23 protein-coding genes are annotated in these 22,938 nt (G+C 69.7%); 6 read left to right on the plus strand and 17 right to left on the minus strand.

Annotated features, from left to right (window positions below; translation table 11 throughout):
* Nucleotides 1-13: 13 nt before the first annotated feature.
* The 5 genes from FMQ63_RS04045 to FMQ63_RS04065 are packed head-to-tail and all read right to left on the minus strand — an operon-like array spanning nt 14 to nt 5,839.
* Nucleotides 14-565 (minus strand): c-type cytochrome, encoded by a 552-nt coding sequence (locus FMQ63_RS04045; protein WP_020478927.1) that lies wholly within the window; start codon nt 563-565, stop codon nt 14-16.
* Nucleotides 555-737 carry a cbb3-type cytochrome c oxidase subunit 3 gene (locus FMQ63_RS04050; RefSeq protein WP_011555494.1) on the minus strand — a complete coding sequence of 61 codons (183 nt, stop codon included), beginning with the start codon at nt 735-737 and terminating at the stop codon, nt 555-557. The genes FMQ63_RS04045 and FMQ63_RS04050 overlap by 11 nt, the downstream gene beginning before the upstream one ends.
* Nucleotides 737-3,118: a cytochrome-c oxidase, cbb3-type subunit I gene (ccoN, locus tag FMQ63_RS04055; RefSeq protein WP_011555495.1), complete on the minus strand. Its 2,382-nt coding sequence runs from the start codon at nt 3,116-3,118 to the stop codon at nt 737-739. Before ccoN ends, FMQ63_RS04050 begins: the two co-directional genes overlap by 1 nt.
* Nucleotides 3,119-3,122: 4 nt before the next feature.
* A complete protein-coding gene (locus FMQ63_RS04060; protein WP_011555496.1) occupies nt 3,123-3,314 on the minus strand; it encodes a hypothetical protein in 192 nt (63 codons plus the stop codon).
* Nucleotides 3,311-5,839 carry a heavy metal translocating P-type ATPase gene (locus FMQ63_RS04065; RefSeq protein WP_011555497.1) on the minus strand — a complete coding sequence of 843 codons (2,529 nt, stop codon included), beginning with the start codon at nt 5,837-5,839 and terminating at the stop codon, nt 3,311-3,313. Before FMQ63_RS04065 ends, FMQ63_RS04060 begins: the two co-directional genes overlap by 4 nt.
* 49 nt (nt 5,840-5,888) lie before the next feature.
* On the opposite strand from FMQ63_RS04065, the gene FMQ63_RS04070 reads away from it, so the two are divergent.
* A complete protein-coding gene (locus FMQ63_RS04070; RefSeq protein ID WP_011555498.1) occupies nt 5,889-6,602 on the plus strand; it encodes a sulfite exporter TauE/SafE family protein in 714 nt (237 codons plus the stop codon).
* A gap of 83 nt (nt 6,603-6,685) precedes the next feature.
* Here the strand turns inward: FMQ63_RS04070 and FMQ63_RS04075 are convergent, their stop codons facing one another.
* Nucleotides 6,686-7,327 carry a TetR/AcrR family transcriptional regulator gene (locus tag FMQ63_RS04075; RefSeq protein ID WP_225909458.1) on the minus strand — a complete coding sequence of 214 codons (642 nt, stop codon included), beginning with the start codon at nt 7,325-7,327 and terminating at the stop codon, nt 6,686-6,688.
* A 234-nt stretch (nt 7,328-7,561) separates the two neighbouring features.
* Between FMQ63_RS04075 and FMQ63_RS04080 the strand changes: the two genes are divergently transcribed.
* The 5 genes from FMQ63_RS04080 (at nt 7,562) to FMQ63_RS04100 (ending at nt 10,882) form a co-directional block, all read left to right on the plus strand.
* A complete protein-coding gene (locus tag FMQ63_RS04080) occupies nt 7,562-8,146 on the plus strand; it encodes a hemolysin III family protein (protein ID WP_231405841.1) in 585 nt (194 codons plus the stop codon).
* A gap of 99 nt (nt 8,147-8,245) precedes the next feature.
* Entirely contained in the window at nt 8,246-8,869 is a 624-nt protein-coding gene (locus FMQ63_RS04085; protein ID WP_011555501.1) for a TetR/AcrR family transcriptional regulator, read from the plus strand.
* Nucleotides 8,866-9,759 (plus strand): alpha/beta fold hydrolase, encoded by an 894-nt coding sequence (locus FMQ63_RS04090; RefSeq protein ID WP_225909459.1) that lies wholly within the window; start codon nt 8,866-8,868, stop codon nt 9,757-9,759. The genes FMQ63_RS04085 and FMQ63_RS04090 overlap by 4 nt, the downstream gene beginning before the upstream one ends.
* Before the next feature lie 23 nt (nt 9,760-9,782).
* Nucleotides 9,783-10,562, plus strand: coding sequence for a crotonase/enoyl-CoA hydratase family protein (locus FMQ63_RS04095; RefSeq protein WP_011555503.1), 780 nt, complete (start codon nt 9,783-9,785; stop codon nt 10,560-10,562).
* A 20-nt stretch (nt 10,563-10,582) separates the two neighbouring features.
* Nucleotides 10,583-10,882 carry a hypothetical protein gene (locus FMQ63_RS04100; RefSeq protein ID WP_020478930.1) on the plus strand — a complete coding sequence of 100 codons (300 nt, stop codon included), beginning with the start codon at nt 10,583-10,585 and terminating at the stop codon, nt 10,880-10,882.
* Nucleotides 10,883-10,894: 12 nt separating this feature from the next.
* Here the strand turns inward: FMQ63_RS04100 and FMQ63_RS04105 are convergent, their stop codons facing one another.
* The 11 genes from FMQ63_RS04105 to FMQ63_RS04155 form a co-directional block, all read right to left on the minus strand.
* Entirely contained in the window at nt 10,895-12,190 is a 1,296-nt protein-coding gene (locus tag FMQ63_RS04105) for a YecA family protein (RefSeq protein WP_225909460.1), read from the minus strand.
* A 77-nt stretch (nt 12,191-12,267) separates the two neighbouring features.
* The gene (locus FMQ63_RS04110; RefSeq protein WP_011555506.1) at nt 12,268-13,341 is read right to left on the minus strand and encodes an oxidoreductase; all 1,074 of its coding nucleotides are present in this window, start codon (nt 13,339-13,341) and stop codon (nt 12,268-12,270) included.
* A gap of 127 nt (nt 13,342-13,468) precedes the next feature.
* Nucleotides 13,469-14,665 carry a hypothetical protein gene (locus tag FMQ63_RS04115; RefSeq protein WP_011555507.1) on the minus strand — a complete coding sequence of 399 codons (1,197 nt, stop codon included), beginning with the start codon at nt 14,663-14,665 and terminating at the stop codon, nt 13,469-13,471.
* Nucleotides 14,662-15,231, minus strand: a complete 570-nt coding sequence (locus FMQ63_RS04120; protein ID WP_020478931.1) for a cytochrome c — start codon at nt 15,229-15,231, stop codon at nt 14,662-14,664. Before FMQ63_RS04120 ends, FMQ63_RS04115 begins: the two co-directional genes overlap by 4 nt.
* Entirely contained in the window at nt 15,228-15,752 is a 525-nt protein-coding gene (locus FMQ63_RS04125; RefSeq protein WP_011555509.1) for a DUF3341 domain-containing protein, read from the minus strand. The genes FMQ63_RS04120 and FMQ63_RS04125 overlap by 4 nt, the downstream gene beginning before the upstream one ends.
* Nucleotides 15,749-17,227, minus strand: a complete 1,479-nt coding sequence (nrfD, locus tag FMQ63_RS04130) for an NrfD/PsrC family molybdoenzyme membrane anchor subunit (protein ID WP_011555510.1) — start codon at nt 17,225-17,227, stop codon at nt 15,749-15,751. The genes FMQ63_RS04125 and nrfD overlap by 4 nt, the downstream gene beginning before the upstream one ends.
* The gene (locus FMQ63_RS04135) at nt 17,224-20,202 is read right to left on the minus strand and encodes a TAT-variant-translocated molybdopterin oxidoreductase (RefSeq protein ID WP_011555511.1); all 2,979 of its coding nucleotides are present in this window, start codon (nt 20,200-20,202) and stop codon (nt 17,224-17,226) included. The genes nrfD and FMQ63_RS04135 overlap by 4 nt, the downstream gene beginning before the upstream one ends.
* Nucleotides 20,203-20,214: 12 nt before the next feature.
* Nucleotides 20,215-20,856 carry a cytochrome c3 family protein gene (locus FMQ63_RS04140; RefSeq protein WP_011555512.1) on the minus strand — a complete coding sequence of 214 codons (642 nt, stop codon included), beginning with the start codon at nt 20,854-20,856 and terminating at the stop codon, nt 20,215-20,217.
* 18 nt (nt 20,857-20,874) lie between these two features.
* Nucleotides 20,875-21,492: a respiratory nitrate reductase subunit gamma gene (locus FMQ63_RS04145; protein ID WP_011555513.1), complete on the minus strand. Its 618-nt coding sequence runs from the start codon at nt 21,490-21,492 to the stop codon at nt 20,875-20,877.
* On the minus strand, nt 21,489-22,298 hold the full coding sequence (locus tag FMQ63_RS04150) for a c-type cytochrome (RefSeq protein WP_011555514.1): 810 nt from the start codon (nt 22,296-22,298) through the stop codon (nt 21,489-21,491). The genes FMQ63_RS04145 and FMQ63_RS04150 overlap by 4 nt, the downstream gene beginning before the upstream one ends.
* Before the next feature lie 216 nt (nt 22,299-22,514).
* Nucleotides 22,515-22,913: a hypothetical protein gene (locus tag FMQ63_RS04155; protein ID WP_011555515.1), complete on the minus strand. Its 399-nt coding sequence runs from the start codon at nt 22,911-22,913 to the stop codon at nt 22,515-22,517.
* Nucleotides 22,914-22,938 lie beyond the last annotated feature (25 nt).

Below are 22,938 nucleotides of genomic sequence, written 5' to 3' on the forward strand. Positions count from 1 at the left end.
TCCTCTCCGTGAGCTACGGCTGCTCGGGCTCGCCCTGCGGCTCCTTGCCGCCGGGCGCGTTGGTGCCCTTGAGTGTGAGCAGATAGGCGGTGACGGCCTTGACGCGCTCGGCGCCCAGGGTGCGCTCCCACGCGGGCATGCCCTTGGCCACCACGCCGTCCGCCACGACCTTGTGGATGGCCATGGGCCCGCCACCGTGCATCCAATACGCGTCCGTCAGGTTGGGGCCGATGGAGCCCTGCCCCTGCACGCCGTGACAGGCCGCACAGTTCGCCTGGAACACCTGCTTGCCGCTCTCCAGGGAGGCCGGGTCCTTGGCCAGCGCGAGCAGCATGCCGTCAGACGCCGGCGCGTTTCCAGACGCGCGCTTCGCCACCTCCGCGGACTCTGCGGCGTACTCACCGAGCTGTCCGGGCCCCACCTCGGCGATGTGGTACCAGAACCAGTACCCCGCGCTGAAGATGATGGACGTCCAGAGGATGAACAGCCACCAGTTGGGCAGGTGGTTGTCGTGCTCCTCGATGCCGTCATAGACGGAGTGCACCAGCGGCTTGTCACTGCTCATGGCGGCCCTCCCCCTGCTCGCTCAGCGGCATCCGCGCGAGCGCGTCGAAGTCCCCGCTGCGCCGCGCCACGAACACCCAGGCGACGACGCCGAGAAACACCGCGATGAACAGGACCAAGGCGAAGAGGGGCAGCTCGGTGAGCGACATCCCTTGATAGAATTGCTTGTACATCAGCGGCCCTCCTCACTGGCGATGGTGGCGGCAGGCAGACGGTCCGGCGGCGCGGGCGCCTTCTCCGGCGGCGCGGGCAGGTCCTGCGGTCCACGGCCCAGGCGCTGGAGGTAGGAGATGATGGCCACCATCTCCGAATCCCACGCCACCTGGACACCCTGCGCCGCCAGGTCCGCGGTGATGCCCTCCGCCTGGGTCTTCTGTCGCGCCTCGGCGCTGTCCACGTCCGCATTGCTGTACGGCACACCCAGCCGCTGCATCAGCGCGAGCTTCTTCGGCGCGTCCTTCACGACGATGCGCTGCTCGGCCAGCCACGGGTACGGCGGCATGTTGGAGCCGGGGCTCGTCGCCCGAGGGTCCATCATGTGCGTGTAGTGCCAGAGGTTCGGGTATTTGCCGCCCAGCCGGTGCAGGTCCGGGCCCGTGCGCTTGCTGCCCCACTGGAAGGGGTAGTCGTAGATGAACTCCTCCGCGCGGGACACGTCGCCGTAGCGCTGCGTCTCCGCCACGAAGGGGCGAATCATCTGCGAGTGGCAGGTGTAGCAACCCTCGCGGACGTAGAGGTCGCGTCCCTGGAGCTCCAGCGGCGAGTACGGCTCCTGCGCCTGGCCGTGCGCTGGCACCGCCTGCTTGAGCATGATGGTGGGCAGCAGCTCCGCCACACCGCCAATCAGGATGGCGATGAGCGTGAGCACGGTGAAGGCCAGCGGCTTGCCCTCGATGAGACCGAACCACGACGGACGGCCTGCTTCACGGTCCCTGCGGGTGACAATCCAGGCGAACTCGCCCAGCGCGATGATGGCGCCCATCAGCACCACCGCGCGGACCGGCTTCGCCCAGCCGAGGAACATCGTCACGGTGAGGATGGCGATGGCGAACACCAACGGCCGGCCCGTGACGACCTGCACCCAGCCGGGCGTCGGGGCCTTGGCGGGGACGGGCTCGGCGACGGGCGTGGGCGGCTCCACGACGACGGTGGTCTCCCCGTCCACGGCCTTGCCGGCGCGGGCCGTCTTCCACAAGTTCCACGCCATCATGATGAAGCCCACCAGGTACATGGACCCGCCGACGAAGCGGACGATGTACATGGGCCGGATGGCCAGCAGCGTCTCCACGAAGTTCGGGTAGAGCAGCGTGCCGTCAGGGTTCGCCGCTTGCCACATGAGGCCCTGCGTGACGCCGCTGATCCACATCGACACCATGTAGAGGAGGATGCCCACCGTCCCGAGCCAGAAGTGCGCGTCCGCCGCCTTGGGCGAGTGCAGCTTCGTGCCGTACAGCCTGGGCACCAGCCAGTAGAACATGCCGGCCGCCATGAAGCCGTTCCAGCCCAGCGCGCCGCTGTGGACGTGGCCAACAATCCAGTCCGTGTAGTGGGCCAGCGCGCTCACCGACTTGATGGACAGCAGCGGCCCTTCGAAGGTGGCCATGCCGTAGAAGGTGACGCCCGCGATGAGGAACTTGAGGACGGGGTCCTCGCGCAGCTTGTACCAGGCGCCCTTCAGCGTGAGCAGGCCGTTGAGCATGCCGCCCCACGACGGAGCCCACAGCATGACGCTGAAAATCATGCCCAGCGACTGCGCCCAGTCCGGCAGCGCCGTGTAGAGCAGGTGGTGCGGACCGGCCCAGATGTAGATGAAGACCAGGGCCCAGAAGTGGATGATGGACAGCCGGTACGAGTACACCGGCCGCTCCGCCGCCTTGGGCAGGAAGTAATACATGATGCCCAGGATGGGCGTGGTGAGGAAGAAGGCGACGGCGTTGTGGCCGTACCACCACTGCACCAGCGCGTCCTGGACGCCCGCGAAGACGGAGTAGCTCTTCATCCCCGACAGCGGCAGCGCCAGGCTGTTGACGATGTGCAGCACCGCCACCGTGACGATGGTCGCGATGTAGAACCAGATGGCGACGTAGAGGTTCTTCTCGTGGCGCTTCGCCAGCGTCCAGAAGAAGTTGATGGCGAAGACGACCCAGATGACGGCGATGGCCACGTCGATGGGCCACTCCAGCTCCGCGTACTCCTTGGAGGTGGTGAAGCCCAGGGGCAGCGAAATCGCTGCCGCGACGATGATGAGCTGCCAGCCCCAGAAGTGGATTTTCGAGAGCAGGTCCGACGCCATGCGCGTCTTCAACAGACGCTGCGTGGAGTAGTAGATGCCCGCGAACATCATGTTGCCCACGAAGGCGAAGATGACCGCGTTCGTGTGCAGCGGGCGCAGGCGGGAGTAGGTCGTGTAGGGGATGCCCAGGTTCGCCTGCCACCAGGCGAGCTGACTGGCGGCCAGCGCCCCTACCGCCATTCCCACGATGCCGAACAGCACCGACGCGATGATGAAGCGCCGGACCGTGGTGTCGTCATAGATGATTCGTTGCTGATGCACGGCTTCACTCCTGGGAAGCGGAGGGCGGAGGCTCGGGAGCGCGCGGCGCCGGAGCGGCGCTGTCGTCTTCGAGCGGGAAGAGCGAGAGCCGGTCGGCGTGCTCGTGGTCGCGGTGGCGCACGCTGTAGACGAACAACAGCACCGAACTGGCGACGAGCATCAGGCTCACAAAGACCTGGAGGACGAGGACGTTCATGCCGGCACCTCCCGCAGCGGCGGCGTGGGCGAGGCGGCGGCGCGCTCACGTGAGGCGGACAGCCACCACACCGTGAAGAGCACGGTGGCCAGACTGGTGGCGGGCATGGCCACGGCGGCGCGCAGGGGCGTCATCCAACCCGCGAGGCACACGGCGACGGCCACCACGTTGTAGCTCACCGCCAAGAGCAGCAGCCGGCGCACCACCTGGCGCAACCGGGCCGACAACCGCAGTGCCTCGCGGATGGCACCCAGGCCTTCGCCCAGGAGGAAGAAGTCGCTCTTGCCGGGCATCACCGGCCGGTCGATGGCGGGCGTACCCGCGCAGAGGGCTCGCTCGAAGGCGAGGCTGTCGTTGACGCCGTCACCCAGGTACAGCGTGTCCGCCGCGTCCAGCTTCGCGACAGCCTCCGCCTTGTCCTCGGGACGCTGGCCGCTCAGGGTGTGCTGGGTGGGGATGCCCAGCGCGGCGGCCATGTCACTCACGCGGCCGTGGCTGTCCCCGGAGATGAGCCACACCTCGCGGCCCTCTCCCTGGAGCGCCTGGACCTCACGGCGCGCGTCGGGACGTACCGACTCCCGGAGCTGGAAGAAGGCCACTGGCACGCCGTCACGGGTCAGCACCGGGCCCGCGGCGAGGCCCGAACCGGAGAGGAGGACCTCCACACGCCCACTCGGCCTGGAGTGGCGGCTCGCGGGGCTGCCCCCCGCACACGACGCGCCATCCGTGGGCTCGCGCTCCGGATGCCCTGTGTCCACCGCCTCGGTGGCCCAGTCCGCGCGGCCCAGCCGCCAGCGCACGCCTTCTCGATTCAGCTCGAGCCCCTGGCCCGCGAGCTCCGACACACGCGCCTCCGAGTTGAAGCGCGCGCCTTCCCGAGCCAGCGCGGCCGCGAGGCAGCGACTGGCGGGGTGGTTGCTGCGCGACACCAGGTCGAAGGCGATGTCGCGCGACGCGGCCGTCAACCCCGCCACGGCGGCGCGGTCCACCAACTCCAGCCGCCCCAGCGTCAGCGTCCCCGTCTTGTCGAAGAGCACCTTTCGCACGCGCGGCAGCCGGTCCAGCAGGTCCGTGCTCCGGATGAAGAAGCCGCCGCGGCGCAGGCGCGCCTGGACCAACTCGTAGGCCAGCGGCGTGGCGATGCCAATGGCGCACGGGCACGTCACCACCAGCAGCGCCACCGCCACCTCCAGCGCCTTGTCCGGCCCGGCGGGCCACCACAGCGCGAGCCCCAACGCGGAGACGAAGAGCACCGTGACGACCCAGCGGCGCGACACGCGGTCCCAGAAGCGGGTGTGCAGCGCGGGCCCCCCTGCGGCCGTGGGCGCCCGGCGGAGCAACGCCACCAGCGGAGAGTCGGTGAACGCCTGCTTCGCCTGGATGCGCACGGCCTCGCGCCCGGCGTTGAACGCGCCCGCGGGCAACGCCCCCCCCTGCCCCACCGCGCGCTCGCCGGGCTCGCCCGTAATCCAATCCGTGGACACGCGGGCCCCCGAATCGAGCAGCACCGCGTCCACCGGCACCAGGTCCCCCGGCGCAATCACCAGCACGTCGCCGTCGGCCACCTCGGCGGCGCGCACGGTGGCGAGCCGCGCGCCCTCTTCCCTGCGGACGAAGAGCCCTTCCGCCCCGTCGTCATCCAGCAGGAAGCGCCGGTTGCGCTCCAACACACGCTGCTGGAGCCACCGTCCCACCAGCATCAGCGTGACGAAGGTGTTGAGCGTGTCGAAGTACGCCAGGTCGCCGCGCCCTCCGCGCGCCTGCGCCAGCGACATGCCGAACACCAGCAGGATGCCCAGGGCAATGGGCAGGTCCAGGTGCAGCACGCCGCGCCGCAAGCCCTGAAGCGCGGAGCGGAAGAAGGGCCAGCCGCCCACCACCACGACCGCGGACGACAGCCACAGACTCAGCCGTGTGAAGAGACGGAAGACATCGCCATCCTCCGGCGTGAGCCCCACGTAGAAGCTCACCGAGAACAGCATCACGTTCATCGACAGCGCGGCGCAGATGCCCAGGCGGATGGGCAGGTCCAGGCTCGTGCGCTCCGGGCGCTTGCGGCTGGGTCCGAAGAGGTAGCCAAAGCCCTCCACGCCGCGAAGGAACTCCGCCACGTCGAAGGCGCCGCGCCGCCACAGCATCCGCACCTTGCCTAGGGCCGGGTCCACCGTCAGACCCGCCCCGCCCGGCTGCCGGCGGAACAGCTCGTTCATCAGCCACACGCATGCGGCGCAGTGGATGCCCTGCACGTCCAGTTCGAGCGCGCACAAGGGGCCTGGAGTCGACTCCGCGCGACTCATGAGCGGCTCCAGCCACGCGAACGCGCGTTCCTTGCGCGGCTCAGGCGCGGGCGCCGTCTTTCCTTGCGCGAGCTGGTAGTAGCGCGTGAGCCCCTGCTCCACGAGCAGGCCGTGCACGGCCTCGCACCCCACACAGCAGAAGTCGCGCGCCGCGCCCCCCGAAGGAACGGGGCTGCCGCAGTGGAGACAGGCGGTCGGAGCAGGCTCCGATGTCGTGGAGGCAGGCATTCACGATGTCACCTTGCGAACGGCATGCCTGTTGCGATGCACCGCGTTCATGTCGCCTGAACCGGCCGCACTCGCCTCGCTGCTGCACACCTCCGAACCCACCGTCATCGCCGGCGCACTGGGCGCCTTCGTGGTGGGGCTCACGGGGAGCGTGCATTGCCTCCTCATGTGCGGACCGCTGGCCTGCGCGGGCCTACCCGGCGTTCCAGGCCCCGAGCGCCGCCGGGCCGTCGTCGCCTACCAGGGAGCGCGCCTGGGCGCCTATGCCCTCGTGGGCGGCGCCCTGGGAATGCTGGGTGGAGGCGTCACCCAGGCGCTGGCGGTCTCCACCCGCCCCTACCTTCCCTGGCTGATGGCGGTGGCGCTGGTCGCGTCCGCACTGGAGCTGGGCAAGCGCCTGCGCCCGCTGCCGGGCATGGCGAACCTCGCGAGACATGTCACGCGCTGGGGCGCAAAGTTTTCGTGGACGGGCCGTGCGAGCGCAATGGGTGCGGTCACACCGCTGCTGCCCTGTGGCCTCCTCTATGGCGTCTTCGCGGTGGCGCTGGCGAGCGGTTCGTTCGGAGGCGGAGCGCTGGTGCTCGCCGCGTTCGCGCTTGGCGGCCTACCCGCCCTGCTGGGGGCACAGCTTCAGGCGGCGCTGTGGAAGCACCGCCCGAAGTGGATGTCCCTGCTGCTCCAACGGGCGGTGCCGCTGGTGGCGGCGGCGGTGCTCGTCTACCGCGCGGTGAGCGTGAACGCCGGTGGAGCCAGCTGTCATTGAGACGGGCGCGGGCGTTCCGGCAAGTCGGGGCGCTCCACCAGTTTCCTATGCTCGAACCGGGCCGCGAAGGCGCGCCGCGGGACTCAACCGCCGCGTCGCTTCGCGCCACGCCGCCCATTCGAAGCAGCCGGTTCCTTCGGCAGGTGCCTCAATCCCATCCACCCGAGCGCCGCGACGTGGCGCGCGACGTGGTCAATCGAGAAGGAGCGCCCATCCTCCGCCCACCACTGCCCCACCTGCGTCACCATGCCCACCAACGCGTTCGCATAGATGGGCGCGACCTTGGGGTTGTAGCCAGCGTGCTCGAACTCGCTCTTGAAGATGTCCGAGACCCGCAGCGCGAGGTCGTCGATGACGCGCGTCAGGCCTCGCCGTCCAGCCGCCAGCGGTGAATCGCGCGTCATCACCGCGAAGCCCGCGGGCTCCTCCTTGGCGTACGTCATGAAGGCCAGCACCGCCCGCTCGAACCGTTCGCGGGGCGTGCCCGAGGCGATGCTCTCCGACACGCGCGTCACCAGGTCATCCATCTCCCGGTCCACGATGGCCGCGTAGAGCCCCTCTTTCGCGCCGAAGTGTTCGTAGACGATGGGCTTCGACACGCCCGCCTGATGGGCCACCTCCTCGATGGAGGTCGCCTCGTAACCCTTCGAGGCGAACACGCCTCGCCCCACCGCCATCAACTGGACCCGGCGGTCGGCACCCGACAGTCGCTTCTTCGTCGCCACGTTGACCTCTAACCTACTCAACAGTAACTTACCCAACCGGAACCTACCAACTGGTAACTCTCCGGTGGAGTTGGAGCCCCTCATGTATCCCGTCTCTCGCCGAGCCGTCTTGTCCGACACAGCCGAGCTCAACGTCCTCGCCGTCCTCGAATCGCGGGGCCGGTCCTGAGCGCCCAGGCCGCGGAGAAGCCGAAACTGCGGGGGGTCCTGCATCAGTTCGCCGCCACGGGTGCGCTGGGAGCGGGCCTGGTCCTCGTCTTGATGGCCCCGACCGACCGGGCCGCGACGGCCGCCGCCGTGTTCGCCGTCAGCCTGGTGGTGTTGTTCTCGGTCAGCGCGACCTACCACCGGGTGAACTGGTCCACGCGAGGCAGGACGTGGATGCGGCGCATGGACCACGCCTCCATCTTCATCCTCATCGCGGGCACCTATACGCCCGTCGCGCTGCTGGGCATCTCCGGGGCCGCGGGCAACCGCCTGCTGCTCCTCATCTGGGCAGGCGCGCTCGCTGGAGTCCTTCAGTCGCTGTTCTGGATACAGGCGCCCAAGGTGGTGACGGCGGCGTTGGCCGTCGCGGTCGGCTGGACGCTGGTGCCGTACTTCGATGAAGCACGGCAAGCCCTCACGGGCAGCAACCTGGCGCTCATCCTCGCGGGGGGCGTCGCCTACACGGCGGGCGCCCTCGCCTATGCCCTGAAGCGGCCGAACCTCCGGCCCGGCGTCTTCGGCTACCACGAGTTGTTCCACGCCCTGACGCTGGTCGGTGCGGGGCTCCACTTCACGGTCGTCCTGCGGCTCGTCCGCGCCGCGACCCTGTAAACACAGGAATGCCAGTGCCAGCGTTCTGACCTCCAGACAACATCGGCCGGCCCGGCCGGCCGCTTGACTAGAATCTGGCTCTAGAATCAGATTCTAGTCATGGAGCGTAAACGTCGCAGCGCGACCGGCGAGCAGAGCCGTCGTGCCATCCTGGATGCCGCGCTGGATTGCTTCTCCCGGCTGGGCTGGGCGGCGACGACCATCGAGGACATCCGCAAGGTCAGCGGCGCCAGCGTGGGCAGCGTCTACCACCACTTCGGGGCGAAGGAAGGCATCGCGGTGGCGCTCTACATCGACTGCCTGCGCCTCCATCAGGAGTCGTTGCGGGGTCGGCTGGAGCGGAAGCACGACGCGGAAGCCTTCGTGCGCACCATCGTCACCCACCACATCGCCTGGTCCCGGGAGCACCCGGAGGCCGCCCGCTATCTCCTGCGCATGCGCCGTGAGGAAGCCGTGGCCGCGGCCGAACAGGAAATCCAATCCGCGACGGGCGACTTCATCCGGGAAGGCTTCAGCCGGATGAAGGCCCATGCCCAGGCGGGCGAGCTGCTGCCACTGCCTCCGGCCGTCTACATGCCGCTGATGCTTGGCCCCGCCCAGGAATTGCTGCGCGCCTGGGCCAACGGCCAAGTGGAGCTCAAGGCCGGCATCGAGAAGGTCCTCGCAGATGCCGCCTGGCGATGCCTGCGTCCAGAGACAGCCCCCTCCAGGAAGGTGCCATGATGCAGGATGACGCTTTGCCCGCTCCCGTCGCGACGGCCTCACCGGAGGTCGTCCGGATTCCCGCCCGGGATGGGCTCCCACTGGCCGCGACGGTGTACCAGGGGCTCCAGGACAATGGCGTGGTCGTCCAGATCAATCCCGCGACGGCCGTGCCGCGCAGGTACTACGACGCGTTCGCCCGGTTCCTCGCGGGCCGGGGCTTCACGGTCGTCACGTATGACTACCGGACCATGGGGGACTCGGTCGTCGACGCGTCCCTGCGCAACCAGGCCCGCTTCCAGGACTGGGGCGAGCTGGACACGCCCGCTGTGCTGGACTGGGTGACGGCTCGGTTCCCCTCGCACCGGCTGGCCGTCGTGGGCCACTCGGCGGGCGGTCAGATGCTGGGGCTGGCGGAGAACGCCTCGCGCATCCAGTCCGTGCTGCTGATTGGCTCACAGCACGGCTGGTGGCGGCACTGGCCACTCCGCCAGGGGCTGGCTTTGGCCGCCATCTGGTACGTCGCGCTGCCCGCCTCCGTCGCGCTGCTGGGCTACTTCCCGGGCCGCGCCGTGGGCTCGGAAGACCTGCCAGGAGGCATCGCGAAGCAGTGGGCGCGCTGGTGCCGCAACCGACACTACGTCTCCGATGACAACGGCGCGCCGTTGAGGCCGTACAACGACCGCGTCCGGGCACGAATACGGCTCTACAGCTTCTCCGACGACGCCATCGCGCCGGAGGCCGCCGCGCGTGCGTTGCTGGACTACTACCCGAACGCGACACGCGAGCACCTGCACCGCACGCCCGCAGAGCTCGGCATGAAGCGCATCGGCCACTTCGGCTGGTTCCGCTCCAGCATGCCCGAGGTCGTCTGGGTGGAGGCGGCGGATTGGCTCGAACAGACGAAGTGACTTCACCACCCAACGAGGGACTCATGAGCAACTTCATCACGGAAGAGACCGAAGGGTTCGTGCGGAAGATTGGACTGAACCGCCCTGAGAAGCGGAACGCGATGAACATCGCGCTCATCGAGCAACTCTCGGGTGCGCTGGGGCGGGCCGAGGCCGACGAGAACATTCGCGTGTGCGTGCTCTTCGCTCACGGCACCGTGTTCACGGCGGGGCTGGACCTCATGGATGTGTTTCCCAGGCTGGGTGACGCCCAGACGCTGTTCAGCGCGGCGGGCATCGACCCGTGGGCCACGCATGGCCCCGCGAGGACGAAGCCGCTCATCATCGCGGTGCATGGCAAGTGCCTCACGCTCGGTATCGAACTGATGCTCGCTGCCGACATCACGGTGGCTTCCGAGGACGCCACCTTCGAGCAGATTGAAATCGACCGCGGCATCTTCCCCTTCGGCGGGGGCACGGCCCGCTGGGTGCGGACCATGGGTTGGGGCAACGCGATGCAGTACCTGCTGACGGGTGATGCGCTCGACGTGCGTGAGGCGCATCGGTTGGGGCTCGTGCAGCGTGTCGTCTCGCGCGAGGCCCTGATGGAGACGGCGATGGGCCTCGCGGCCCGCATCGCGTCGAAGCCGCCCCTCGCCATCAAGGCGACCATCGAGAGTGCGCGGACGGCCGTCCTCGAAGGGGAGCGCGCCGCGGCGGCGAAGCTCCTGCCGGCCATCCAGCAGCTCGCGACGACCGAGGATGTGCAGGAGGCGCTCTCCGCCCACTTCGAACGCCGGCCCGCGACCTTCCGCGGCCGATGACAGGCTCAGGAGGCCGGGGCATGCCAGCGCATCCAGAGCCCCATCACGGGGAGCCCACCTCGCTCCGCGCGTCCGACGGATTCTCGCTCGGCGCGAGCCGCTTTGCCGCCACAGCGCCCCTCGTGGATGCCTCCTCGTCCCGGGCGCGACCGGCCCGGCGCGGCTTCGAGACCTTGACCTTCGACTACCGAGGCATTGGCCGCCCTTCGTCGTCGCCCACCCGTGCGGCGGCCATGCGCTGGGGCGCATACAACATGCTCGACCTGAACAACGTGCGCCCCGTGGACGCCCCGCGCCGTCGTCGGCCCGAGGCGTCCTGACGCAGTCCCGGCTCAGGCCTGCTCGGTGCGCAGCGTCACCGGATGCTCCTTGAGCCATGACTGGCAGCGCTCGATGCGCGCGGCGGCGGCAGGCAGGCCCATGCTCAGCAGCAGCTCGCGGTAGGGCTCGAAGGCCTCCGGCGTCCACGCGGTGAGCGCCTTGAGGTCGGCCAGCGCCACCATCTCCTCGGGCGAGCGCCCCTCTGCTTCCTTCCGTGCCGTGAGCAGCGCGGCGAGCGTCATCCGCGCGGGCTCCGCCTCGAAGGCGATGGCGGCGTCCATGTACGCCGTGTGGGTGGCGTCATCCGCGGCCGCATCCTTCGCCTTCTCCCGCAGCCGGTCGAGCAGCCCCACGAGGAAGTCCTCGTCGAGCGCGCCCTTCACCGCCCGCATCAGCGCCGTCACCGCGTCCCGGCGCACCGAGGGCTCCGTGCCCGTGGGCAAGGCCTTCAGCGCCTGCATCGGGTCCCAGAGCGCGCACGTGAGCCACAGCTCCTCTTCGGGCGAGAAGACGGCCGGCGTCGTCGAGGCCCGTAGCCACGCCTCCACGCGGGCGGCGCGCTCCTTGGCCTCGCGAGCGATGCGCTCGGCCAGCTCCGGGTCCTCTTGCACGTACTTGAGCAGCGCGCCCACGTCGCCGCCACGAGCCTGTTGGAGCGCGGCCTTCGCCTCGTCGGAGAGGGACTCCTCCTCGAGCCCCTTCACCAGCGCCTCGTACTTCTGGGACAGCTCCTTGTGCCTGGCGCTCCACTCGCGGAACTGCACGTCGAAGACGACGTCCAGGACGGGGATGTCCTCCGGCCGGGCCTTGCCCATCCGCTTGGACGCGGAGGCCAGCAGTGTGCCCACGCCGATGGCCCGCCGGTCCTCGGCGGACAGTCCAGGCGTGGACATCTTGGACATCAGCGCGGCGCCGAGCGCCTCCAGGAACGCAGGCGTGCCGAGCGCGCGCACCGTTCCCACCAGCAGCTCGCGACGGGCGCTGGCGGCGTCCTGCTCCGTGTTCTCCGACAGCCGAGCCAGTTCATTCCCCACGTGCTCGGAGAAGGCCTTCACGTCGAAGCGCAGGCCCGGCGCCGGGCCCCAGTCCGTCAGCAACTCCGCCAGCCGCTCCAGAGCACCGGACAGATTGGACACATCGGGGTCGCCCAGCACTTCCATCGCCGCCTCGAGGTCGGCCCTGGCGGACGAGGCGGGGGCGGCGGGCGGCGCGGCGCGGGCCCGGTCCTCGGCGGCATGGCAGACCTTGTACTTCTTGCCACTGCCACAGGGACACGGGTCGTTTCGGCCGGGCTTCTTCGAGCTCAAGAGGTCCTCAGGGGGTCGCGCAGGCGACAAGGAGAGTCCACGACGGGGCTAGGAGTAGGCATCCCACCGGGCGGGAATCAAGCAGCGCCTGCGTCGAAGGCGGCACGCTCCGCCTCCGAGAGGTCCAGGCCCTGTGCGCCGCCACGCTCTTGCGCCCGGATGCCCGCCTCCAGCACGGCCTGGACGGCCACGGCCTGGATGGGCGTCACGGGGTTGGGCGCCCCTCCCAGCAGGGCATCCCGAATGCCCGCATAGTACTGGCGGTAGTCCCCTGCCGAAGCGACGGTAGGCGCTCCATCCCGTCCAGGCGGCGGGGCCTCGCCCCACCCCGCGCCTTCTGGAGACTCACCCAGCACCAGACGTGGCACCTGCGGCTCCCTACCCAAGGTGAGCCACGAGCCCCGCGAGCCATGTACGGCGAAGCGAGGCATCAGGGCCGCGATGAGCATGGAGGCTTGGAGCACCACCTGCCGCCGTGGATAGACGAGCGTGTACTGGAACCAGTCATCGACGAAAGCGCCCTCGCGCAAGACCTCGCGCGTACCGGACACCGACTCCGGCAGTCCAAACAGTTGCAGCGCCTGGTCGACGAGGTGCGGCCCCAGGTCGAACCACACGCCCGCGCCCGGAACCCTCTGTTCCCGCCACTGGGTGCGGACCTCCGGACGGAACCGGTCGAAGCGCGACTCGACGTGAGCAACGTGGCCCAGGGTGCCTTCCGCCAGCAGCGCCTTCAACGCCAGGAAGTCGGTGTCCCAACGCCGGTTGTGGAACACCGAGAGCAGCAGGCCACGCGACTCCGCCAGGGCCCGCAACGCGCGGGCTTCGGCCAGGGTGATGGTGAAGGGCTTGTCGACGACGACGTGCTTTCCCGCCCGGAGCGCGGCCTCGGCCAGCGGCGCGTGTCGGTCATTCGCCGTGGCGATGACAACCAGGTCCACGTCGGCATGTGTGGCTCCGTCCTCATGGGAGCCACAGAGGGTGACGTGAGGCAGCGTGGACCGCACCGCCTCTTCCTGGCGCGAGGCGACGACCTGGAGCACCAGCCCGTCCACACCTTGAATCAGCGGAGCGTGGATGGACCTGCCCGCGATGCCGAAGCCCAGCAAGGCCACTCGGAGGGGTGCTCGTCCAGGAGAGGAGAAGGCCATGTCGCACCCTACCCTGGAAAGGGCAACGCCGCCCGCCGAGGAGGACGGGCGGCGTCGCGGTCGGGAGCGGGCTTCCGGGGAGGCCTCGGCGCCGAGGCTTCCACCGCTCCCTTTCTCTGGAACAGGCTCAGGTGTGGTGGTGCAGGCTCTCCACCAGGTACGGGTCACCCACCGGCACCATGGGCGTGGAGCGCACGGTGCGCGTCACCGCCAATGTGAAGAGCGCCGCCATTCCCACGAAGCCGGCGAGCTCGAACACCCCCAGGGCGACACCGTCCGGCTGACCACCAGGCACCACCATCAGGTACAGGTCCAGCCAGCGGCCCACCAGGAGGATGGCGGCCACCCGCAGCAGGTGCGACGGATTGCGCTTCGCGGGCCTCGGCAGCAGCAGCACGAAGGGCAGCGCCCAGTTGAGCGCCACGTTCACATAGAAGGCCACCGCCCAGGTGCCGTGCAGCCGGGTGACGAAGTAGACCGTCTCCTCCGGGATGTTGGCGTACCAGATGAGCAGGAATTGCGAGAACCACAGATAGGCCCACAGCGTGGCGAAGCCGAACATCAGCTTGCCCAAATCGTGAAGGTGGCTGGTGTTGAGCTGCGGCAGCGCGCCCGCGCGGTGGAGCAGGATCGCCGTCACGGTGATGGCGCACACCGTGGAACTGAGCAGGCCCGCGATGTTGTAGAGCGCGTAGATGGTGCTGAACCAGTGCGGCTCCAGGGTCATCAACCAGTCGAACGCGGCCAGACAGAAGGTCAGCGAGAAGAGCACCAGGAACACCGCCGACACCGTCACGTTGCGCCCGGCCAGCTCCAGGGAGCGCTCCGCGTCCTGCCGCAGGGAGATGCGCCGCAGCATCCACGTGAAGCCCACCCACAGCGCCAGCATCACCACCATGCGTACCGCGAAGAAGGGCACGTTGAGGAAGGCGGCCTTCTCGTGCAGCAGGTGGTCCGTTTCCATGACGCCCGGCTTCGCCCACGGATACAGCGAGGACACGAAGGGCAGCAGCGCCAGAATCGTCACGGCACCCCAGGGCACGTAGGCCGCGAAGGCCTCGGGGATGCGCTTGAACACGGTGAACCAGCCCGCGTTGGCCACGTACATCAGCGCCAGGAACACCGCGCCGCCCAGGCCCAGGCAGAGGAAGTAGAAGCCGCTGGTCAGCAGGCTCGTCAGGGCACGCTCACGCGCGATGGCCAACCCCGCCACCAGGATGCCCAGGCCCACGCCGGCCAACACCTGCGCCGCGCGGTGCACGGCGGGAGGAACCTCGAAGCCGCTGGTCGAAACAGCGGCCTCCCCATGCGTCGAAGCGCTCATGGCACGTCCTTCCGCGCCGTCCGCGCGGGGTCCTGCAAGGTCCGGACGTAGTGGACGATCTTCCACCGGTCCTCTGGAGCCACCTGCGAGCCATGGGCCGGCATCAGCCCCTGCCCGTGGGTGATGATGTGGAACACCTGCCCGTCGGGGAGCTGCTTCGCGCGCTCCGCCAGCAGCGACGGCGGCATGGGGAAGCGCGCGGTGACGAGCCCGTCTCCCAGGCCCTCCGGGCCGTGGCACGGCCCGCAGTAGCGCGAGAAGGTCACCTTGCCCCGCGCCAGGACCTCCGGAGAGGCCGGGTACGGATTCTGGAGCTCCCGCCCCGCGCGTGCCGCCTCCTCGGCGCCCGCGGCCAGGTGCAGCGGCTGATACCCACGCGGCACCGTCCCCTTCACCGGCGCCAGCAGCGTCTTGCCGTCCACGGTGACGGGGTTGGCCGCGAAGGTGTCGAACGGCACGGACGACACCATGTCCGGCGCGTATTCGAAGTTGGGCCGCGTCTCGTCCTGCTCGCAGCCCGTGACGGTCAGACTCAGGACCACCACGCCCAGGTGCAGCCTTCTCACGACGCCACCTCCTCCAGCAGGTCCGTCGCCACCGCGCCGTGGCGGCGCATCAGGTCCTCGGCCGCGTCCAGCTCCGAGGGGGCCTCGCGCGGCGTCACCGCGATGGCGAACCGGTCATCCGTGACACGCGGGAGCACCGAGCGGCGGCTCCCGGGGAAGAGCTTCGCCCGCGCCAGGAAGGCCGCCACCGTCGCCAGCGCCGCGAACAGCACCGTCAGCTCGAAAGTCACGGGGATGAACGCCGGGAACGAGTTGAAGGGCTTGCCGCCCACGTTGAGCGGCCAGCTCACCACGCTGGTGTAGTACTGGAGCGACAGCGCCAGCGTGCAGCCCAGCAGGCCCGCGCCGAAGCACACCCAGGTGAGGCGGCTGGGCTTGAGGCCCATGGCGTCATCCAAACCGTGCACCGCGTACGGCGTGTACACGTCGTGGAGGACGAAGCCCGCCTCCCGCACCGCCCGGGTGGCGTCGAGCACCTGCGCCTCACTGTCGAAGTAGCCGATGAGAACCGGGGCACTCATACAGGTGCATCCTTTCGGGTGGCGATGGCCAGCGGCACCGGCGACGCGGGCCGGTGGGCCACGGGGTGCGGCTCCTCGGCGACGGGCTTCGCGGGCGGGTGTGACTGCGCCGCATGGCCATCACGCGCGAAGCCCAGCACGCTCTTCACCTCGCCGATGGAGATGATGGGCAGCACGCGGACGAAGAGCAGGAACAGCGTGAAGAAGAGGCCGAAGGTGCCGATGAAGGTCCCCACCTCCACCATCGTCGGCGTGTACATGGCCCAGCTCGACGGCAGGAAGTCGCGGTGGAGGCTGGTGACGATGATGACGAAGCGCTCGAACCACATGCCCACGTTGATGACCAGCGACAGGACGAAGATGGCCGCGGGCGAGGTGCGAATCTTCTTGAACCAGAAGAGGTGCGGCGACACCACGTTGCACGTCACCATGATCCAGTACGCCCAGGCGTAGGGGCCGAAGGCGCGGTTCATGAAGGCGAAGCGCTCGTAGGGGTTGCCCGAGTACCAGGCGATGAAGAACTCCGTCGCGTACGCCAGCGACACCAGGCCACCCGTGACGATGATGATTTTCGTCATGTTCTCCAGGTGACGCAGGGTGATGAGGTGCTCGTAGCCCAGCACCACGCGGGTGATGATCATCAGCGTCAGCACCATGGCGAAGCCGCTGAACACCGCGCCTGCGACGAAGTACGGCGGGAAGATGGTGGTGTGCCAGCCGGGGATGACCGATGTGGCGAAGTCCATGGAGACGATGGTGTGCACGCTGAGCACCAGCGGCGTCGCCAGGCCCGCCAGCAGCAGGTACACCGTCTCGTAGCGGCTCCACGTCCGGTTCGAGCCCGTCCACCCCAGCGACATCACCTTGAAGACGGCCTTGCGAATCCCCGCCTTCGCCCTGTCGCGCACCGTGGCCAGGTCCGGAATCAGGCCCACGTACCAGAACACCGCCGACACGGTGAAGTACGTGGAGATGGCGAACACGTCCCACAAGAGCGGCGAGCGGAAGTTCACCCACAGGCTGCCGCGGTCGTTCGGATACGGCAGCACCCAGAAGGCCAGCCACGGCCGGCCCATGTGGATGACGGGGAAGAGCGCCGCGCACATCACGGCGAACAGCGTCATCGCCTCCGCCGCGCGGTTGATGCTGGTGCGCCACTTCTGCCGGAAGAGGAAGAGGATGGCGGAGATGAGCGTGCCGGCGTGGCCGATGCCCACCCAGAACACGAAGTTGGTGATGTCGAAGGCCCAGCCAATCGTCTTGTTGAGGCCCCACACGCCGATGCCCGTGGCCACCTGGTAGCCGACGATGCCGGCGCCCGTGCCGAGCACGGACACCGCGATGCCAAAGGCCACCCACCACTTCCACGTGGGGGCCCGCTCCATGGGGGCGCAGATCTCCTCGGTGAGCTGGCCCAGGGAGCGCGGCTCGGTGACGAGCGGTTCGCGCAGCGGGGACAGATGCTGGTTGCTCATGTGCCGCTTCCCGACCCGGTGTTCCGGATCTTCGTGAGGTAGGTGATGGACGACCCGATGTTCAGCTCCTCCAGCAGCCGGAACGCCCGCCCGTCCTTCGCCAGTCGCGCCACCTGGCTGTCGGGGTCGTTCACGTCACCGAAGTGGATGGCCTTCGCAGGGCAGCTCTGCTGGCACGCCGTCTGGATGTCCCCGTCACGCAGCGGACGGCCTTCCCGGTTCGCGGCGGCCTTGGACTCCTGGATGCGCTGCACGCACATCGAGCACTTCTCCATGACGCCCCGGCTGCGCACCACGACGTCCGGATTGAGCACCATCCGCTCCAACGGCTCGGCGTGCTCGTAGTCGAACCAGTTGAAGCGGCGGACCTTCGTGGGGCAGTTGTTGGCGCAGTACCGCGTCCCTACGCAGCGGTTGTAGACCTGCTGATTGAGGCCCTCGCTGGAGTGCACCGTGGCCAGCACCGGGCACACCGTCTCGCACGGCGCATTCTCACAGTGCTGGCACATCATCGGCTGGTGGACGACCTGGGGATTGGCTTCGTCCCCCTGGTAGTACCGGTCGATGCGCATCCAGTGCATGTCCCGCCGGCGCAGCACCTCGTCGCGCCCCACGCTGGGGATGTTGTTCTCCGCCTGGCACGACACCACGCAGGCCGAGCACCCCGTGCAGGCGCTCAGGTCCACCGCCAGCGCCCACCGGTGCCCCTTGTACTCGTGCCCCGACCACAGGGAGAGCGAGTGCCCTCCCCCGCCGTGCCCCGCCTGCACCTCGTTGCCCGCGCGCGGGTTGGCCAGGAAGGCGGCCAGCTCCGCTTCGCGCACGTGCGGCCGTCCCTCCAGCCGGTGGTGCGTCTGCGTCAGCGCCAGGGGCTGCTGCTCGCCCGTGGCCTGAACCGTGACGCCGGGCACCGTGCGCCGCGCGCGTCCGTCCACCACCGCCGACAGCGGGTAGCCGTTGACGCCGATGCCATCCGCGACGCGCCCGGCCTGCGTGCGGCCGTAGCCCACCGCCACCGCGATGACGGAGGGGTGCGTCCCCGCCTGCACCAGCACGGGCACCGACAGCGTCGTGCTCCCCGCGCGCACCTGGACGACGTCGCCATCCTTCAGTCCCAGCGCCTTCGCGCGGGCCGGAGCGATGCACGCCGGGTTGCCCCACGTCACCTTGGTGATGGGGTCCGCCACCTCCTGGAGCCAGGCGTTGTTCGCGGGGGCACCGTCACGCAGCGCCACCGTGGGGTACAGCACCAGCTCCCACTCCGCGGCATGACGGGCCACGCTGGCCAGCGCCTTCGCCAGCCCCTCCTCGCGGAAGGCGGGCGCTTCCGCCGCGGCGGCGCCGAGCGTCACCACGCCCCGACGGAGGGCATCGTCCCAGAAAGCGATGAAGCCCTGCCCCAGGCCGCTGGCCTGGGGGAAGACCTCCGCCTCCCAGCGAGCGCGGAGGAAGTCGTAGTGCGGCTGGGGCGCTCCCGCCCACTGGAGCAGCGACTCCACGCCGCTGCGCGTCTCATGTAGCGGCGCCACCGCGGGCTGGCGCAGTGACACGACGCCCCGGCGCACCTCCGCGTCGCCCCACGACTCCAGCGCGGTGGACTCCGGTGCATGGAGGCCCACGTGCACAGCCGTCTCGTCCCGCCGGTCGCTGGTGGACAGCGTGAGCGGCACGTCCTTCAGCAACGCGGCCAGCTCCGCGCCGCGCGGGTCGCTGTAGACGGGATTGGCGCCCATGAAAAGCACCGCGCCCACGCTGCCGGCGCGCAGCTCGGTCAGCAGCGTCCCCAAGGACAGCGCGTCCGCGTCCAGCGCCGTGCCGTCCGCCAGCGACACCGTGTGGCCCTCGTTGCCCAGCAGCGCGTTGGCGACGTTGGCCAGCACCTGCGTGGCCACGTCATCACCGCCCGCCACCACCAGGGCGTCCTGACGCTGGGCCCACAGCGAGTCCGCGAGCTCCACCCTCGCGGCCTCGTCCAGCGCGGGCGGCGGCAGCGACCCCAGTCCGGGCACCTCGCGGCCCGCCTTCACCGCCAGCCGCCGCACCAGGTCCGCCAGCACCAGCGCCACATCGGAAGGCGCCACCACGAAGCGGCGGTCCGCGGCGGCACCGGTGAGCGTCATCACCGGCTCCACCTGGAAGTGCCGCGACATCGTCCGGCGCCGGGCCGCGTCGCGCGACTCCGCGTACTGCCGGGTGAACGCCACGGGCGACACCCACGTCCCCAGGAAGTCCGCGCCGAAGCTGGCGATGACGGCGGCCTTGTCGAAGCGGTAGTCCGGCACGGCGTGCACGCCATGCGTGACGCGGTGGGCGTCGGCGATGGCGGACAGCTCCCCCAGGGCTTCGTCGCGCACGGTCCGCGCGGTGGGGTACGCGGCCAGGAAGCGCTTCACGGCCGCCTCCGCCGTGGGCCCCAGGTGCCAGGGCAACACCACGCGGATGCCCTTTCCCGCCTCGGTGGCCTTGCGCAGGGCCTGCGTGACGTCCGCGTCCAGGTCCGTCCAGGACACGCGCGTGGCGCCGCGGGTGGGGTAACGGGCGCGGCTCGCGTCGTAGAGCGACAGCACCGACGCCTGGCCCACCGCGCACACGCCACCGCGCGACACGGGGTGCTCGTCGTTGCCCTCCACCTTGATGGGGCGGCCATCGCGCGTCTTCAGCAGCAGGCCGCACCGGGCGCTGCACCCGTTGCAGGTGGACGCGTACCAGAGCGCCAGCCCCGGCGTGACTTCATCCGGGCGCGCCACGTAGGGGATGATTTCCTGCACCGGCGCGCGCTGGCAGGCCACCATGGCCGCCGCGGCGCTCAGGCCCATCAGCTTGAAGAAGTCACGGCGGCTGTTCGCATCCGGAGGCGTGGCGGCGACGCCCACGGGGAGCGGCTCCGCGAATTCGTCCTGCGTCTGTGCGAGCGCGCCAAGGTCGCCAGCGCGCTCCGCCAGGCTCTGCCAATACTTGGGAAGTGGGTCGGACATGGATGGGACTCCTCAGCGGTGGCAGCTCGAGCAGTCCGTGGGGGGCTGCAGGATTCGAGGGGCCTTCAATGGCTCCGGTGCGGGTGCGCCGGACGACAGGGCCAGCAGCTCTCCAGCGCGGGGCGCGGAAGGCGGCGGCGCGGACACCTGCTTCGCCGCCGTGTCGCGGTGGCAATCCAGGCACCAGCCCATCGTCATGGGCTCCTTCTGCTCCACGCGCACCATCTCCTGCACGGGCCCGTGGCACGTCTGGCAGTCCAGGCCCGCGCCCACGTGGCTGGCGTGGTTGAAGTACGCGTGGTCCGGCAGGCGGTGGATGCGCACCCACGCCAGCGGCTTGTTCTCCGCCACCGCGGCCGCGACCTTCTGGATTTCGGGCGAGTCCGTCTTCACCTGCGTGTGGCAGTTCATGCACACGCTGGTGGAGGGCACGCCGGCGTGGCGGCTCTTCTCCGCGCCCACGTGGCAGTACTGACAATCCAGGCCGTACTGCCCGGCGTGGACGGCGTGGGAGAAGGCCACGGGCTGCTCGGGCATGTAGCCCTGCTGGTTGTTCACCGGGCCGCTACAGCCCGCCAGGGAGAGCGCGGCCAGCGGGCCCATCCAGGCAGCGGTCAGGGCACGACAAGAGAAGCGAGTCGAGGCGTCTTTCATGACGGGTGTGCCGCCGCGTCAGCGGGCGGTCTCCTCCCGAGGCGTGACGAGCAGGGGCGCGGTGATGGGCTCGGGCCGCGCGCGGATGAAGAGAGCCAGCGCCAGCACCACCATCCCGAACAGGGTGTGGAACTGGACGATGAAGGGCGCCTGCGCCAGCAGCGACGCGTCCGGCTGGAAGGCCAGCACCGAGCGCAGGTACGGCACCACCACGTGGACGTACCAGGCCGAGCCCCAGCGCAGCGCCACCGCCAGGTAGAGGCCAGAGCACGACTGCGCGAACAGCAACCCCAGCAGCGCGGCGGTGCTCCACTGCCCCTCTCGCGCGCGGCGCAGCGTCAGGCCCACCAGGCCCCAGGCGAGCAGCAGCGCACCAATGAGGCCCACCGCCTCCAGCGTGAAGAGGCGGCCCGGCGACGCATTGAAGGCCTGCATCGCACGCGGCGCCACCAGCCCCAGCAGGTGGATGAAGGCCACGATGACGCCCCCCGCCAGCACGGCCCGCCCAGAGAGCGTCCAGGGCGTGGGAGCGCTGGGGGCACTCGCGGGTGCGCGTGCCATCAGCCGGCGCGCCACGCCCGCCACGGCCGCGCCCGCCGCCACGTAGGGGATGGCGGAGAAGAGGGCTTCACTCACGGCTGACCTCGCTTGGTGTGCGCGTTGAAGGCAACGCCCATGAACCCGAGCACCGCGAGCATCCCGACGAGGCCCAGGTAGAAGAAGTCCCTGTCCGTGCGAGGCTTGCTGCCGTCGCGCGACACGTCCGCGAGGTACGCCTTGAGGGCGTATTGCTCCTCCTCCTCCAGCGGGGCCTTCGCGTACAGCGCGGCCATCATCGGCGTGTCCAGCTTCGCCAGGAGAGGCCGCATGCCGCGCTCGCCCATGCGCGCGAAGGCGAAGGTGAGGTTGGGGCCCAGCGTGCCGCCACCCGCCACGCCCAGCCCGCGCACGTCATGACAGCCGAAACAGGCGGGACCGCCCTTCGCCAGGGCTTCCGTGCCCTCGAAGAGCCGGCGGCCGCGCGCAACCTCTTCCGAGGTCGCGTCCGTGCCCATCTTCGCCGCGGGCGACGGCTTGCAGCCGCCCTCCCCCTTCTTCGTGCAGTCGCGGAAGAAGGCGTAGAGGGCGCCAAGCTCCTCGGGAGCGAGTTGCTGGTCCGGCATGCGGATGCCGTTGAACTGCTTCAGCAGCGCGTTGGCCACCGGGTCGCCTTCGTCAATGACGGCGCCGGGGCTGGTGATGAAGCGGGTGACCCATGCCTCGTCGCGCCGCTCCATGACGCCGTGCAGGTCCGGCCCCACGCGGTCGCCCTCGCCCACCGTGTGACAGGTGGCGCAGCGCTGCGTGAAGAGCGTGGCCCCTTGCGAGGCGCTCTGCGCTCCCGCCACTGGCGCCGCCACCAGGGCCAGAAGCTGAATGACGGGGACGAGCCCCCGCGCCATGCGCGGTCGTCCTTCCTGGGCGTGTGTCCGCATCGCCGCGTGCCCCTCCTCGAAGGGAGGCCGGGCTCACTGCCCGGCACGCACGACACGAATTGCAATGCGAGGGCCAGAATGACGAAAGGCCAACACCCAGGCGAACATGCGTGGGGGTTGGCCTGATGCGCGCAGCATTTGCGCCGCGCGCCGTGATTCAGCGCAGCATTTACCCGGCGCGGCTCACATCGCCGTCGTGGTGAACACGCCACGGCCAATGGCCATGATGCCGCCGATGATGAAGATGATGGACACCACCACGCCCACCAACGGCAGCACGAAGGCCGGCTGCGGCTTGCGGCGGTTGATGGACAGCGTCGCCTGCGCCACGCCGGCGGCGAGCACCATCATCACGATGTGCCCGATGAGCGCCGGGTAATAGAAGCGCGTCACCAGCACGCCGACGCCCAGCAGCACCTGAAGCTGGAGCAGCCCGGAGTAGGCCGAGCCCAGGATGCGCCCCAGCTTGTCGAAGGGCTTCCGGGTGGCGAGCCCGTAAGCGAAGTACGCGAGGGCCAGGATTCCAGCCAGCAGCACCAGATAGCGGAGCCCGGAGTGGGCGTAGAAGAGCATTCGGTCCATGGGCCTCGCTGCTTAGCAACGCGCG

Origin of the sequence: Myxococcus sp. CA005 (assembly GCF_006518205.1) — a bacterium.
GTDB classification, from domain to species: domain Bacteria; phylum Myxococcota; class Myxococcia; order Myxococcales; family Myxococcaceae; genus Myxococcus; species Myxococcus xanthus.